This is a genomic window from Pseudomonas tritici (assembly GCF_014268275.3).
Classification (GTDB): domain Bacteria; phylum Pseudomonadota; class Gammaproteobacteria; order Pseudomonadales; family Pseudomonadaceae; genus Aquipseudomonas; species Aquipseudomonas tritici.
The window spans coordinates 1,856,781-1,870,188 of record NZ_CP077084.1 but is presented as its reverse complement, the minus strand read 5'-3'; the positions used below and the strand labels follow the sequence as shown (position 1 = coordinate 1,870,188).

Below are 13,408 nucleotides of genomic sequence, written 5' to 3'. Positions count from 1 at the left end.
TTGCAAGTGAAAATGCTGATCCAGACATTTCATGCTCTCGGCAGCCAACCTGGCATGCAAATACAGTGAAACGTCAGGATGAACATAGGATTAACGACTCACGGCTGAGCGACTGGCTTTTTTTCACCGCGTACCGACAACGCGATACGTTCTGCGGTGCCGATTGGAATCTCACCCACCACTGTCACCATCATTTCGCCGTCCACCGTATTCAGGCGGCGCGACACTGCAACGGTGGGGCCCAGTTGAGTGCGGGTTTCCGTGACGCTCACATCGCTGATTGGCTCGAGGAACACCGAGAAACGCGCCAGCCCGTCCTCATACATCAGGCTGTCGACGGTCGCTTTCGTCTGGGTGTCTTTGCGAGCACCGCTATTGGTCAGCTGAAACCCCGGCGGCAACCATTCCAGATGCCAGATCTCGGTAGACTGCACCTCTGGGGCTTTATCTTTGGCGACCGTGATAGGTGTGCATTCACTGCTAGGCTGCAGATCGCGGTCTTCAGGGACGACCGAAGTATTCAACCGCGTGAACTGGAAACGCTCGAGCAACTGCCCCTGATCATTCAGTAACAGTGATTTGAGTGGCAGCGCGGTTTCACGGTCCAAGTGCAGCTCAAAACCGTAGCGGTATTGGTCACGGGGAGTGATTGACACGATCACCGCATTGCGACCGGCCACGCGGGACTTGCCAATAACGGCGAGTTCGTAGAATTGATTGAGTTTTTGCGGATCAAGTGCACGTGATGGTGCATCACGCGAATTGCCAAGGCCTGCGACAAGAGTGCCGCTGACACATTGCGTTCGACCATCCAACCGCACGACTTCCTGGGCAGAACCATCAAGCTGCAAGAGCCGCTCACGGACCTGACCATTCTGGACGCGATGCCAGATGTCATGAGTAGAAAAACTGCCGTTACGTTCGTAGACAAACGTACCTTGAAAGCTCTGCTGCTGTTCTGCACGCCCAAGTCGAGTCAACCAGTCTTCGGCTTCATCGGCATGGGCGGGGAGTGCAAAACAACCACTGAGCAAAAGCGTAAGGAGCGGTATGGCTCGCATAGAGCTCCTTACGGATTAGCGGTTTTCCAGGCTTGCTGCGCGAGCGTATGGCAGAGCGCTTTCAGTGCCTTTCAAAGCGGATTCCTGTGCGTGTTGGCGCAGGTAACCAGGAAGACGCTGATCTTGCCAGCCGGATTGCCCTTGCAACACACCGTTGGCCATAGGGCCGGTTGAGTCAGAGCTTTCCTTGTAGCCAGCCAGCACCGCTGGGCCTTTGACTTGCGGACCGGCCATGACCGGTTGCTGAGTCTGCTGGGCCAGTTCGGCACCGGCGATTTCGTCCTGATTATACAGGCGAACACCGGCCAACACTGCGACAGTCACCGAGGCAGCCACTGCGAGGCGACCCAGGCTACGCCATGGACCACGAGCAGCCTTTGCCGGAACGGCTTCATCAGCAAGCGCAGCAGAAACCGCCGCAGCAATATCCAGACGAGGGATTAGAAGATCCTTGTGCATTACCGCCCGAGCGACTTGGTAACGAGACCAGGTATCACGGGTTTCGGCATCATCAAATGCATTGAGCACTCGACGAAGTTCCAGTTCATCCGCTTCGTTATCCATCACTGCGGACAGCGATTCCTGCAGGGCATCACGACTCATGGCGGTTCCTCTCTTGGCTGTAGCCGCTGTCTTTAGTTCTCTTGCAACAGCGGTTGCAAGGCTTTATCGATGGCTTCCCGGGCCCGGAAAATCCGTGACCTTACAGTCCCCACCGGACACTGCATGACGCTCGCAATGTCTTCGTAACTCAGACCATCGAATTCACGTAAAGTTAACGCCGTACGCAAATCTTCTGGCAGTTGCTGAATTGTGCGATGAACGGTGCCTTCGATCTCGTCGCGCAGCAACGCACGCTCCGGCGACTCGAGATCTTTGAGGCCGTGATCACCGTCGTAAAATTCTGCATCTTCTGAACTTACATCGCTATCCGGTGGGCGGCGTCCGCGAGACACCAGATAGTTCTTCGCCGTGTTAATGGCGATTCGGTATAGCCACGTGTAAAACGCACTATCACCGCGAAAATTACCAAGTGCACGGTAAGCCTTGATAAAGGCCTCCTGTGCAACGTCCTGCGCTTCATGGGTGTCGTGCACAAACCGCACGATCAACCCGAGAATTTTGTGCTGGTATTTCAGCACTAGCAGATCAAAAGCCCGCTTGTCACCGCGTTGAACGCGCTCGACCAGCTGCTGATCCTCTTCCTGGGTTAGCATGAACACTCCTCGTTGTACTTGAAGGAGGCTTGCATAACTAAACGATCAGGCTTGCAAACATAGACTCGGACTTTTCGCAAAAGTTCTCCCCCTCAAAGCAAGTTTCCGGCATGCACTGATTTGGCACACACGAAAAACGCAGCACGGGCAACGCCGGCTGCGCGAATAATCTTGTCGCCGGTTTTATGACGCGTCCAATGCTCCCGACGGGCCAATAAACTCAACGTTTCCCAGCTTCCGGGCAACCTGCTATTGAGTCGAGGCTTATGCAAAAAGTTCCCGTCTCAATAACCAGCCGATTTTACCGAAGCCGTGCACCGTAATCTCATATTGCCACGAATGCCCGACTATTGTGCCGCTCCACCCCTCTATATACTAGTAGTCCGTGTGACCCTTTGATTCGCCGATCCAGGCGTCCTGTTTGCGCCACCCCGGATCGCTTTTTGCGGAATCCTTTAAATGAGCCAACAGTTTCAACACGATGTCTTGGTGATCGGTAGCGGCGCGGCCGGCTTGAGCCTTGCGCTGACCCTCCCCAGCCACCTGCGTATTGCGGTACTGAGCAAAGGCGACCTGGCAAACGGCTCGACGTTCTGGGCCCAGGGCGGTGTTGCCGCCGTGTTGGACGACACCGACACCGTGCAATCCCACGTCGAAGACACCCTCAATGCCGGCGGCGGCCTGTGCAATGAAGAGGCGGTGCGCTTCACCGTCGAGCACAGCCGTGAGGCGATCCAATGGCTGATTGACCAAGGCGTGCCGTTCACCCGTGACGAACACGCTGGCAGCGACGACGGCGGCTTTGAATTCCACTTGACCCGCGAAGGCGGCCACAGCCATCGCCGAATCATCCACGCTGCCGACGCCACCGGCGCAGCCATTTTCAGGACGCTGCTCGACCAGGCACGCCAGCGCCCCAATATCGAGCTGCTTGAGCAACGCGTCGCCGTCGATCTGATCACAGAGAAACGCTTGGGCCTGGACGGCGAACGCTGCCTCGGCGCCTACGTGCTCAACCGTGGCAGTGGTGAAGTCGACACTTACGGCGCGCGCTTCACCATCCTGGCCTCAGGCGGCGCAGCCAAGGTCTACCTCTATACCAGTAACCCGGACGGCGCGTGCGGCGACGGTATTGCCATGGCCTGGCGCTCGGGCTGCCGGGTGGCCAACCTGGAATTCAACCAGTTCCACCCCACCTGCCTGTATCACCCACAGGCCAAGAGCTTCCTGATTACCGAAGCCCTGCGCGGGGAAGGCGCACACTTGAAACTGCCTAACGGCGAACGCTTCATGCAGCGCTTCGACCCACGCGCCGAGCTGGCCCCGCGCGATATCGTCGCCCGTGCCATCGACCATGAAATGAAGCGCCTGGGCATCGACTGCGTCTACCTGGATATCAGCCACAAGCCCGAAGCCTTCATCAAGACCCACTTCCCCACGGTTTATGAGCGCTGCCTGGCGTTCAACATCGACATCACCAAGGGCCCGATCCCTGTGGTGCCGGCCGCCCACTACACCTGCGGCGGCGTGATGGTCGACAAGCACGGCCGCACTGACGTACCCGGCCTGTATGCGATTGGCGAAACCAGCTTCACCGGCCTGCATGGCGCCAACCGCATGGCCAGCAATTCGTTGCTCGAATGTTTTGTCTATGCGCGCTCTGCGGCGGCGGACATCCTCGAACAGCTGCCACGCATCCCGGTGCCTGCCGCCCTGCCCCGCTGGGACGCCAGCCAGGTCACCGACTCGGACGAAGACGTAATCATCGCGCACAACTGGGACGAACTGCGCCGCTTCATGTGGGACTACGTGGGAATCGTGCGCACCAACAAACGCCTGCAACGCGCGCAGCACCGGGTGCGCTTGCTGCTGGATGAAATTGACGAGTTCTACAGCAACTACAAAGTCAGCCGCGACCTAATCGAGCTGCGCAACCTGGCCCAGGTAGCAGAGTTGATGATCCGCTCGGCCATGGAGCGCAAAGAAAGCCGCGGCCTGCATTACACCCTGGACTACCCGCAGATGCTGCCCGAAGCCCGGGACACTATTCTGGTGCCAACCACCTACGGCGGCTGAACTTCAAGCGCACCCGCAGGCGCCGATGCACATCGGCGACCTGCGCATCCGCCGGCACACAGATAGAACGCACCCACCACGTCCCAGGCACCCGATAGCGCAGCACCACGATCAGCGGCAGCGCCAAGCTGTCGGGACGCAACTGCACGCTATGCCAACCGCGCTCAGCACTGAGCAACTGCCAGCCATCGGCGTCGCGGCGCAGGCCACGAATCGACGAGCGGTGTGTGAGCAGGATATGACGCGGTAAAACCCAGGCGGCATGCGCCAGGCACAGCAACATGCCCAGGCTTGAACAAGACAGATCAAGAAACAAAAGCGCACCCAACGCGAACAGCTGGGCGAGGAGATACGCCGCCAGCATCAGCCGTGAGGCCTGCCAGCGGCATTCAAACGTATTACTTGGGCTGAACACGGTCCAGAATCATCCGGACCATACGCTGCAGTTCCGGGTCTTCCGATTCGGCACGCTCCATGAACCAGCCGAACATGTCCTGGTCTTCGCATTCCAGCAGCCTGACGTAGAGGTCGCGATCCACCTTATTGAGCGTCGCATACACTTCCTTGGTGAAAGGCACCAGCAACACGTCCAACTCCAGCATGCCACGACGGCTGTGCCAGTAGAGACGATTGATTTCTACATCTTCGACCATGGAGCGCTCCTCAAATAGAGCGCAAGTATACAGGCCCGACGGCACCGGAACAGTCGGCTTTGGTCGCCCCATACGGAAACTATCCATTTGCCGGGCGCCCCTCTATGATGCACCTATGACTTTTTGACCTGCGATGACCCATGGCCGACTTTGCTTTCTTCTGCCCCTTGTCCCACGAAGGCGTTCTCGCCGTCCGCGGCGCCGACGCTGCCAAATTCCTTCAGGGCCAACTGACCTGCAACCTCAATTACCTGAGCGAGACCCAGGCCAGCCTCGGCGCGCGCTGCACACAAAAAGGGCGTATGCAGTCGAGCTTTCGCATCCTGCTGCAAGGTGACGGCGTATTACTGGCAATGGCCACTGAGCTGCTGGAACCGCAACTGGCAGACCTGAAAAAGTACGCCGTGTTCTCCAAATCCAAGCTCACCGACGAAACTGCCGCCTGGGTGCGTTTCGGCCTCGTGAACGCGAATCAGGCGCTGGCCAGCCTTGGCCTGGAACTGCCGGCCGAGACCGATAGCGTCGCCCGCAGCGATGCATTGATTGCCATCCGCGTGTCCCCTGAGCGCGCCGAACTCTGGGTACCCACCGAACAAGCCGAGGCCGTGCACGAGCAACTAGTCAAGCAATTAAAAGAAACAGATTTGAATGATTGGCTTCTGGGTCAAATCCGCGCAGGCATTGGCCAGGTCATGCCGCAGACGCGCGAACTGTTCATCCCGCAGATGCTCAACCTGCAAGCCGTGGGCGCCGTCAGCTTCAAGAAGGGCTGCTACACCGGCCAGGAAATCGTCGCGCGCATGCAGTACCTGGGAAAACTCAAACGCCGGCTGTACCGCTTGAGCCTCAAGACCGTTGAAATGCCCGAGCCAGGCACCCCGCTGTTCTCTCCCAGCCATAACAGCTCGATCGGCGAAGTGGTCATTGCAGCAAAAGCTGACCAAAGCGTTGAACTTCTGGCCGTATTGCAAGCCGAAGCTGCCGATAGTGGCGATGTGCATTTAGGCACGCTAGAAGGTCCCGCCTTACAGCTGCTTGACCTGCCTTACACACTCGACCGTGATCGAGAGATCCAGCGTTAGTCGCCATACCTTTTTGCAACACCCTAGAGAGCATGAATGAACGAGCTGGCGGAAAAAGTCCAACAGGCTTTAGTGACGGCCATCGACAACGATGACCTGGTTCTGCCGACATTGCCGGAAGTGGCCCTGAATATTCGTCAGGCCGCTGAAGACCCGGAAATCAGCATCAGCCACTTGAGCAAAGTGATCGCTCGCGATACCGCGCTGTCGGCTCGCCTGATAAAAGTGGTCAACAGCCCGTTGTTGCGTGCGACCCAGGAAGTCACCGACCTGCACACCGCCATCACCCGGCTGGGCACCAACTACAGCAGCAACCTCGCAATCGGCCTGGTGATGGAGCAGATTTTTCACGCCCGCTCCGATGTGGTTGATCAGAAAATGCGTGATGTGTGGCGTCGCAGCCTCGAAGTGGCGGGCGTCAGCTATGCCTTATGCCGCCGTCACAGCCAGCTCAAGCCCGATCAGGCGGCCCTCGGCGGCCTGGTGCACCAGATCGGCGTGCTGCCGATCCTGACGTACGCAGAAGACCACTATGAGCTGCTGTCGGACTCGGTCAGCCTCAACCATGTAATCGAGAGCATCCACCCGTTACTGGGCGACAAACTGCTAAGCGGCTGGGACTTTCCGGAAATGCTGGCGAAACTGCCCGGCCAGTACCTGGACCTGGAACGCGATTCGGCCAACCTCGACTACATCGATGTGGTGCAAGTCGCCGTACTGTATTGCCATCGCGGCACCGATCACCCCCTGGCAAGCGTATCGGCCTCTACCCTGCCGGCGACCAAGAAACTGCGCATCGACCCCTACAGCGAATCCTTGCGCGCCGAGCTGGATGAAGCCCGCTCGATGTTCTACTGATCAGCCCGCGATAAAACTCACCCGCACCTTCAACCCGGCCTGCTCGCCATCATGCAGGCTGATCTGCGCCAGATGCGCCCGGCAGATTTCACCGACAATCGCCAACCCAAGGCCTGACCCCATGCCTTGTTGGCTGCGGCGGTAGAAACGTTCGAACACCCGGTCCCGCTCATCCTGCGGAATACCGGGGCCGTCATCCTCCACTTCCAGCACCGCTGGTGCCGTTACGCGCAGGATCACGTTGCCACCCGGCGGCGTGTGAGCCAAGGCATTGTCCACTAGATTGCTCAGCAGCTCATTCAACAGCGTTGGCTCACCGCGCAGCCACACCGGCTCGTCGGCTTCCAACGCCAGCGCCACGCCGCGTGCGTGGGCCAACGGCGCCATGGCCATGCCCAGCTCCCGAGCCAATTGGCTGAGGTCAAGCAGCTGCGCGCCGCCTTCGGCAATCGCCCGGGCACCGTTTTCGATGCGTGCCAGAGACAACAGTTGATTGGCCAGATGAGTCAGACGGTCAGTGCCCTGGGCTGCGGTTTCCAGAGTACTGCGCCAGGTGGCGGGATCTTCGGCGCGCAAGCCCAGTTCCAAGCGGGCCTTCAGCGCTGCCAGCGGCGTGCGCAACTCATGGGCCGCATCGGCAATAAACTGCGCCTGGCGCTCGAACTGGCCACGCAGGCGCTCGGTGAAGTGGTTGAGGGAGCGCACTAACGGGCCGAACTCGTGCTGCACCTCCACCAACGGCAAAGGCCGCAAGTCGTCGGGCTGGCGCTCCTCCACCGCCGTGCGCAAACGCTCCAATGGGCGCAACGCCGCACTCACGGCAAACCACACCAGCAACAACGCGCCGATGCCGAGCATGCCCAGGCGCAGCAAGGTGTCGGCCATCAGGCTGCGAGCCATGCTTACGCGCGCTTCATCGGTTTCGGCGACGCGGATTTCCGCCATGCCATTCATGTTGGGTTCAGAGACAGCCTTTAGCAGGCTCACCACACGCACTTCCTGGCCCTGATACACGGCGTCATAGAAACGTGCCAGTGCCGGATAGTCATCGGTGCGCGGCGTGCCCGGCGGCGGGCCGGGAAGGTTTTCGTAGCCGGAGATCAACTGCTGGTGGATGTCATTGACCTGGTAATAAATCCGCCCGGCACTGTCGTAGGCAAAAGTGTCCAGGGCGACGTAGGGCACATTGGCGCTCAAGGTGCCATCCACTTGGGTCAAGCCAGCGGCGATAGTGCGCGCCGACGCCAGCAGTGTGCGGTCGTAGGCGGTATCAGCGGCCTCGCGGCCATTCCAGTAGGCGCTCATGCCGCTGGCGAACATCAACAACACCAGCAGCAGCGCCAGGTTCCACAGCAGGCGCCAGCGCAGGCTGCTGGGCTTATGCATCGCGAGCTTCCAGCAAGTACCCAAGGCCACGAAAGGTCACGATAGCGATGGGCTGGCCGTCGAGTTTCTTGCGCAGGCGGTGCACGTAGATTTCGATGGCATCCGGGCTAGCCTCCTCATCTAGGCCGAACACCTGGGAGGCTAACTGCTCCTTGCTCATCACCCGACCCGGGCGAGCGATCAGCGCTTCGAGCACTGCTTGCTCACGGGACGTGAGCGTCATCAGCTCGCCACCCGCGGTGAAACGCCGGGTGTCGAGGTCGTAGACCAGCACACCGCAGGCCTGCTGACGCTCGCCACCCAACACGCTGCGCCGCAGCAACGCCTTGACCCGCGCCTCCAGCTCCGTCAATTCGAAAGGTTTGGCGAGGTAGTCGTCAGCCCCCAGGTTCAGGCCATGTACGCGGTCCTTCACATCACTGCGTGCCGTCAACATCAGCACCGGCAGGTTTTTTCCACGGGCGCGCAAACGCGCGAGCACCTCGAAACCATCCATGCGTGGCAGCCCCACATCGAGTATCGCCGCCGCGTATTCCTCGCTGCTCAGGGCCAGGTCCGCCGCCACGCCGTCGTGCAGCACGTCAACGGTCAAACCCGTGCTCTTGAGCGCTTGCGCAACACTTTCGGCGAGTTGCAGATGGTCTTCAACCAGCAAGACACGCATGGATTTCTACCTCATTCAGGCGTGGTCGGCACCACGCATTGCCGGGCAGTTTACAGGCGCCGCCTGCCCTGTGAAGCCCGAAGACATTGAAAGGTGACTGAAAGGTTAGTGAAAGCTTCGCGCTTTAGCATTCGGCTACGGCAGGTTACGCCTGCCAAGCTATTTGAGTGATAGCAGCCGAAAAACGCCTCGAAGCGTTTTCGTCCCAATAAGAACAATAATGGAGACAGGCATGACCCCTTCCCTTCGTAAATTCGCGCTCGCCGCTGGCTGCATGCTGTTTGCCGGCCAACTGTTAGCCGCTGATGAACCCAAGCGCCCGGAATGTATCGCCCCAGCATCGCCTGGCGGCGGCTTTGACCTTACTTGCAAACTGGCGCAAAGCGCGCTGGTCAACCAGAAGCTGCTGAGCAAGCCGATGCGCGTCACCTACATGCCTGGCGGCGTGGGTGCCGTGGCCTATAACGCGGTGGTCGCCCAACGCCCTGCGGACGGCGGCACCCTGGTTGCGTGGTCCAGCGGTTCGCTGTTGAACCTGGCCCAAGGCAAGTTCGGTCGCTTCGATGAAAGCGCCGTGCGTTGGTTGGCAGCGGTCGGCACCAGCTACGGCGCCATCGCGGTGAAAGCCGATTCGCCCTACAAGAACCTCGACGATCTCGTCAAAGCCTTGAAGAAAGATCCAGGCAGCGTAGTGATCGGTTCCGGCGGTACCGTGGGCAGCCAGGACTGGATGCAAACCGCGCTGATCGCCAAAGCCGCCGGAATCAACCCGCGCGAACTGCGGTATGTGGCCTTGGAAGGCGGCGGTGAAATCGCCACCGCCCTGCTCGGCGGCCACATCCAAGTGGGCAGTACCGACATCTCCGACTCCATGCCGCACATCTTGAGCGGCGACATGCGCCTGCTGGCGGTGTTCTCCGAACAGCGCCTGGATGAGCCGGAAATGAAGAATATTCCGACCGCCAAAGAGCAAGGCTACGACATCGTCTGGCCGGTGGTTCGCGGTTTCTACCTGGGGCCAAAAGTCAGCGATGCCGACTACGCCTGGTGGAAAGACGCCTTCGACAAGCTGCTGGCCTCCGACGAGTTCGCCAAGCTGCGTGACCAGCGCGAGCTGTTCCCGTTTGCCATGACCGGCCCGGAACTGGACACCTACGTGAAGAAACAGGTGGCTGACTACAAAGTGCTGGCCAAAGAGTTTGGCCTGATCCAGTAATCGCCCCGCCACACAATGCCACTGTAACTGTAGGAGCGAGCTCGCTCGCGAAGAACTCAAAGACACCCCGTGCATCCAGACAGCACGCGTTATCGTTGACGTTCTTCGCGAGCAAGCTCGCTCCTGCAAAAGGTGGCTCTGGAGTTTCCTATGCTCTTACAACGCATTTTCGCCGCCGTGTTGCTGCTGGTCTGCGCTGGCCTCGCGCTGATGGCCTGGCCGTATCAAGCAGCATTTTCCTACGAGCCAGTCGGGCCTCGCGCCTTCCCGCTGCTGATGCTCGGGCTGATGAGCCTGGCGCTGGTCTATATGCTGATTCGCCCGCAGCCAACCAAACACACCGAAGAAGAACCGGCTCTGGACCGCGACACCTTGATCAAGATCGGCGTATGCGTCGCGCTGTTGATCGTGTTCGCCGGCACCTTCGAACCCCTGGGCTTCATCCTCAGCAGCATGCTGATCGGCATCCCGATGGCACGCCTGTACGGCGGCCGCTGGTTGCCCAGTGTGGTGATCGTCAGCCTGATGGCGATTGGTCTTTACCTGCTGTTCGATAAAGTCATGGATGTGCCGCTGCCCCTTGGCCTGCTCGCCGTTCTGGAGAACTGATATGGATACTTTCGGCTACTTGGGCCAGGGCTTCGGCGTTGCACTGTCCCCCTACAACCTGATAACCGCGCTGTGCGGCACCCTGATCGGCACTGTGGTCGGCCTGTTGCCGGGCCTGGGCCCCATCAATGGTGTGGCGCTGTTGATCCCCATCGCCTTCGCCCTCGGCCTGCCGCCGGAATCGGCGTTGATCCTGCTGGCCGCCGTGTACCTGGGCTGCGAGTACGGCGGCCGGATCAGCTCGATCCTGCTCAACATTCCGGGCGAAGCGTCCACCGTGATGACCACCCTCGACGGCTACCCGATGGCCCGCAAAGGCCTGGCGGGTGTAGCGCTGTCGTTGTCGGCCTGGAGCTCATTTATCGGTGCGTTTATCGCTACCTGCGGCATGGTGCTGTTTGCGCCGCTGCTGGCCAAATGGGCGATTGCCTTCGGCCCGGCGGAATACTTCGTACTGATGGTATTCGCGATTGTCTGTCTCGGCGGCATGGCGGGTGATAAACCCCTGAAGACGTTTGTGGCGGCACTGATCGGCCTGTTCCTCTCGGCGGTAGGCATCGACGCCAACAGCGGTGTGTACCGTTTTACCGGCGATAACATTCACCTCACCGACGGCATCCAGTTTGTGGTGTTGGTGCTGGGCCTGTTCTCCATCAGCGAGATCCTGTTGCTGCTGGAAAAAACCCATCGTGGCCAGGAAGCCGTGAAAGCCACCGGACGGATGATGTTCAACCTGAAGGAAGCGTCTTCTGTCTTTGTAGTAAACATCCGTTGCGGCCTGCTGGGTTTCATCATGGGCGTTTTGCCGGGTGCCGGTGCAACCCTGGCCTCGGCGGTTGCCTACATGACCGAAAAACGCCTGGCCGGTGCCAGCGGTAAATTCGGCCAAGGCGACATGCGTGGCCTCGCCGCTCCGGAAACCGCGATCGGCGCGTCCGCCTGCGGTGCGCTGGTGCCGATGCTGACGCTTGGCGTACCCGGCTCGGGCACCACGGCGGTGATGATCGGCGCGTTGTCGCTGTACAACATCACCCCTGGCCCGCTGCTGTTTCAACAGCAACCGGATATCGTCTGGGGCCTGATCGCCTCGCTGTTTATCGCCAACATCATGCTGGTGATCCTCAACATCCCGATGATCCGCATCTTCACCCGTATCCTCGCCGTGCCGAACTGGGCGCTGGTGCCGGTGATCGCCATCATCACGGCGATTGGTGTCTACGCCGTTCACGCCACCACCTTCGACCTGTTCCTGATGGTCGGTATCGGCATCTTCGGTTACATCCTGCGCAAGCTCGACTTCCCGCTGTCGCCGGTACTGCTGGGCTTTATCCTTGGCGGTTTGATGGAGCAGAACCTGCGCCGTGCGCTGTCGATCTCCAACGGTGACCTGCAAATCCTCTGGTCGAGCCCGATCACCTTTGGTGTGTGGGTGCTGACTGCTCTGATGCTGGCCTTCCCGCTGGTGCGCATCTACCGCAAACGTGCCCTGCAGCGTCGTGCCGTGGCCGATGTCTGAAGTCACCTTTAGACAATGGTGGGGAACACCGCTGGTCGGCCTGGCCGGCGGTTACCTGGCCAGCCTGGTCGGCTGGCCTTTGCCGTACATGGTCGGCTCGTTGCTGGCGATCATCCTGGTGCGTTGCCTCACGCCTTGGCAGTTGGGCGAGATTCCCGGCGGGCGCAAATGCGGCCAATGGGTGGTGGGCATCGGCATTGGCCTGCACTTCACCCCGGTGGTGATCGAGCAGGTGATGAGCCACTTCGGGCTGATTTTTTTTGGCGCACTGGTCACCAGCCTGTCGAGCGTGGTCGGCGTGTGGCTGATGCGCCGTAGCGGTGAAGACCGCGCGACGGCGTTTTTCTCCAGCATGCCGGGCGGCTCCGGTGAGATGGTCAACCTCGGTGCACGTAACGGCGCGGTGCTCAGCCGGGTCGCGGCGGGGCAAAGTCTGCGGGTGCTGGTAGTCGTGCTGTGTGTGCCGGCGATCTTCAAATATCTGCTGGAAGGCGGTACGCCGCAGTTTCATCCGGCGCCGGTGAGTTGGCCTTGGTTGTTAGCCCTGTTTCCGATGGGTGCGCTGGCGGCCTGGGGATGGCAGCGTTTGCGTCAGCCAAACCCGTGGTTGTTCGGTCCCTTGCTGGTGAGCGCCACGGCCAGTGTTGTCTGGGACCTGCATATCGGCCTGCCTAATGGCGGTAGCCAGATTGGCCAATGGCTGATCGGCAGCGGCTTGGGCTGCCACTTCAATCGCCAGTTCTTCCGCCGGGCACCTTCGTTCATGGGGCGCACCTTGATTGGCACCGCCTTGACCATGGCGCTGGCGACATTGGCAGCCGTTGGCTTGAGTGCCCTGACTCACCTGGACCTGCGCTCGCTGACGCTTGGCATGATGCCCGGCGGCATTGCCGAGATGAGCCTCACCGCCGAAACCCTGCAATTGTCGGTGCCACTGGTCACGGCCATGCAGGTGATGCGATTGTTATTTGTACTGTTTCTGGCGGAGCCATTGTTCCGGTATTGGAATCGTCAACCCTGACAACCGTTACCGTTTGTCGGCACTGTCAATTCTCACAGCTGGTTGCCCC

General features: G+C 60.1%; 14 protein-coding genes. 7 read left to right on the top strand and 7 right to left on the bottom strand.

Annotated features, from left to right (window positions below; translation table 11 throughout):
- Nucleotides 1-98 precede the first annotated feature (98 nt).
- The 3 genes from HU722_RS08305 to rpoE are packed head-to-tail and all read right to left on the bottom strand — an operon-like array spanning nt 99 to nt 2,278.
- Nucleotides 99-1,061, bottom strand: coding sequence for a MucB/RseB C-terminal domain-containing protein (locus tag HU722_RS08305; RefSeq protein WP_065882097.1), 963 nt, complete (start codon nt 1,059-1,061; stop codon nt 99-101).
- 15 nt (nt 1,062-1,076) lie between these two features.
- Nucleotides 1,077-1,664, bottom strand: a complete 588-nt coding sequence (locus tag HU722_RS08300) for a sigma-E factor negative regulatory protein (RefSeq protein ID WP_065882095.1) — start codon at nt 1,662-1,664, stop codon at nt 1,077-1,079.
- Nucleotides 1,665-1,696: 32 nt separating this feature from the next.
- Nucleotides 1,697-2,278, bottom strand: coding sequence for an RNA polymerase sigma factor RpoE/AlgU (gene rpoE / locus HU722_RS08295; RefSeq protein ID WP_003172477.1), 582 nt, complete (start codon nt 2,276-2,278; stop codon nt 1,697-1,699).
- Nucleotides 2,279-2,737: 459 nt separating this feature from the next.
- Between rpoE and nadB the strand changes: the two genes are divergently transcribed.
- On the top strand, nt 2,738-4,354 hold the full coding sequence (gene nadB / locus HU722_RS08290; RefSeq protein WP_065874757.1) for an L-aspartate oxidase: 1,617 nt from the start codon (nt 2,738-2,740) through the stop codon (nt 4,352-4,354).
- On the opposite strand, the gene HU722_RS08285 is transcribed toward nadB, so the two are convergent.
- Nucleotides 4,323-4,769 (bottom strand): hypothetical protein, encoded by a 447-nt coding sequence (locus HU722_RS08285; RefSeq protein ID WP_065874756.1) that lies wholly within the window; start codon nt 4,767-4,769, stop codon nt 4,323-4,325. The genes nadB and HU722_RS08285 overlap by 32 nt on opposite strands.
- Nucleotides 4,753-5,007, bottom strand: coding sequence for an FAD assembly factor SdhE (locus HU722_RS08280; protein ID WP_049709510.1), 255 nt, complete (start codon nt 5,005-5,007; stop codon nt 4,753-4,755). The genes HU722_RS08285 and HU722_RS08280 overlap by 17 nt, the downstream gene beginning before the upstream one ends.
- Before the next feature lie 140 nt (nt 5,008-5,147).
- On the opposite strand from HU722_RS08280, the gene ygfZ reads away from it, so the two are divergent.
- Together ygfZ and HU722_RS08270 are read left to right on the top strand one after the other, a co-directional pair.
- On the top strand, nt 5,148-6,089 hold the full coding sequence (ygfZ, locus tag HU722_RS08275) for a CAF17-like 4Fe-4S cluster assembly/insertion protein YgfZ (RefSeq protein WP_065874755.1): 942 nt from the start codon (nt 5,148-5,150) through the stop codon (nt 6,087-6,089).
- A 36-nt stretch (nt 6,090-6,125) separates the two neighbouring features.
- Entirely contained in the window at nt 6,126-6,947 is an 822-nt protein-coding gene (locus tag HU722_RS08270; RefSeq protein ID WP_065874754.1) for an HDOD domain-containing protein, read from the top strand.
- Here the strand turns inward: HU722_RS08270 and HU722_RS08265 are convergent, their stop codons facing one another.
- The gene (locus tag HU722_RS08265; protein WP_065874753.1) at nt 6,948-8,333 is read right to left on the bottom strand and encodes a sensor histidine kinase; all 1,386 of its coding nucleotides are present in this window, start codon (nt 8,331-8,333) and stop codon (nt 6,948-6,950) included.
- Complete coding sequence (locus HU722_RS08260) at nt 8,326-8,997, bottom strand: response regulator (RefSeq protein ID WP_065874752.1); 672 nt, start codon at nt 8,995-8,997, stop codon at nt 8,326-8,328. Before HU722_RS08260 ends, HU722_RS08265 begins: the two co-directional genes overlap by 8 nt.
- Before the next feature lie 232 nt (nt 8,998-9,229).
- On the opposite strand from HU722_RS08260, the gene HU722_RS08255 reads away from it, so the two are divergent.
- The 4 genes from HU722_RS08255 (at nt 9,230) to HU722_RS08240 (ending at nt 13,359) form a co-directional block, all read left to right on the top strand.
- Nucleotides 9,230-10,213, top strand: coding sequence for a Bug family tripartite tricarboxylate transporter substrate binding protein (locus HU722_RS08255; RefSeq protein ID WP_065874751.1), 984 nt, complete (start codon nt 9,230-9,232; stop codon nt 10,211-10,213).
- A gap of 150 nt (nt 10,214-10,363) precedes the next feature.
- Nucleotides 10,364-10,822, top strand: a complete 459-nt coding sequence (locus HU722_RS08250) for a tripartite tricarboxylate transporter TctB family protein (RefSeq protein WP_065874750.1) — start codon at nt 10,364-10,366, stop codon at nt 10,820-10,822.
- A 1-nt stretch (nt 10,823) separates the two neighbouring features.
- Nucleotides 10,824-12,338 (top strand): tripartite tricarboxylate transporter permease, encoded by a 1,515-nt coding sequence (locus HU722_RS08245; RefSeq protein WP_065874749.1) that lies wholly within the window; start codon nt 10,824-10,826, stop codon nt 12,336-12,338.
- Nucleotides 12,331-13,359, top strand: coding sequence for an AbrB family transcriptional regulator (locus tag HU722_RS08240; RefSeq protein WP_186754370.1), 1,029 nt, complete (start codon nt 12,331-12,333; stop codon nt 13,357-13,359). Before HU722_RS08245 ends, HU722_RS08240 begins: the two co-directional genes overlap by 8 nt.
- Nucleotides 13,360-13,408: the final 49 nt, after the last annotated feature.

Bases quoted from the DNA above. Each gene is read 5' to 3' on its own strand.
- HU722_RS08305 (WP_065882097.1), bottom strand. From the start codon at position 1,061: ATGCGAGCCATACCGCTCCTTACGCTTTTGCTCAGTGGTTGTTTTGCA.
- HU722_RS08300 (WP_065882095.1), bottom strand. From the start codon at position 1,664: ATGAGTCGTGATGCCCTGCAGGAATCGCTGTCCGCAGTGATGGATAAC.
- nadB (WP_065874757.1), top strand. From the start codon at position 2,738: ATGAGCCAACAGTTTCAACACGATGTCTTGGTGATCGGTAGCGGCGCG.
- HU722_RS08270 (WP_065874754.1), top strand. From the start codon at position 6,126: ATGAACGAGCTGGCGGAAAAAGTCCAACAGGCTTTAGTGACGGCCATC.
- ygfZ (WP_065874755.1), top strand. From the start codon at position 5,148: ATGGCCGACTTTGCTTTCTTCTGCCCCTTGTCCCACGAAGGCGTTCTC.
- HU722_RS08255 (WP_065874751.1), top strand. From the start codon at position 9,230: ATGACCCCTTCCCTTCGTAAATTCGCGCTCGCCGCTGGCTGCATGCTG.
- HU722_RS08280 (WP_049709510.1), bottom strand. From the start codon at position 5,007: ATGGTCGAAGATGTAGAAATCAATCGTCTCTACTGGCACAGCCGTCGT.
- HU722_RS08250 (WP_065874750.1), top strand. From the start codon at position 10,364: ATGCTCTTACAACGCATTTTCGCCGCCGTGTTGCTGCTGGTCTGCGCT.
- HU722_RS08265 (WP_065874753.1), bottom strand. From the start codon at position 8,333: ATGCATAAGCCCAGCAGCCTGCGCTGGCGCCTGCTGTGGAACCTGGCG.
- rpoE (WP_003172477.1), bottom strand. From the start codon at position 2,278: ATGCTAACCCAGGAAGAGGATCAGCAGCTGGTCGAGCGCGTTCAACGC.
- HU722_RS08240 (WP_186754370.1), top strand. From the start codon at position 12,331: ATGTCTGAAGTCACCTTTAGACAATGGTGGGGAACACCGCTGGTCGGC.
- HU722_RS08260 (WP_065874752.1), bottom strand. From the start codon at position 8,997: ATGCGTGTCTTGCTGGTTGAAGACCATCTGCAACTCGCCGAAAGTGTT.
- HU722_RS08245 (WP_065874749.1), top strand. From the start codon at position 10,824: ATGGATACTTTCGGCTACTTGGGCCAGGGCTTCGGCGTTGCACTGTCC.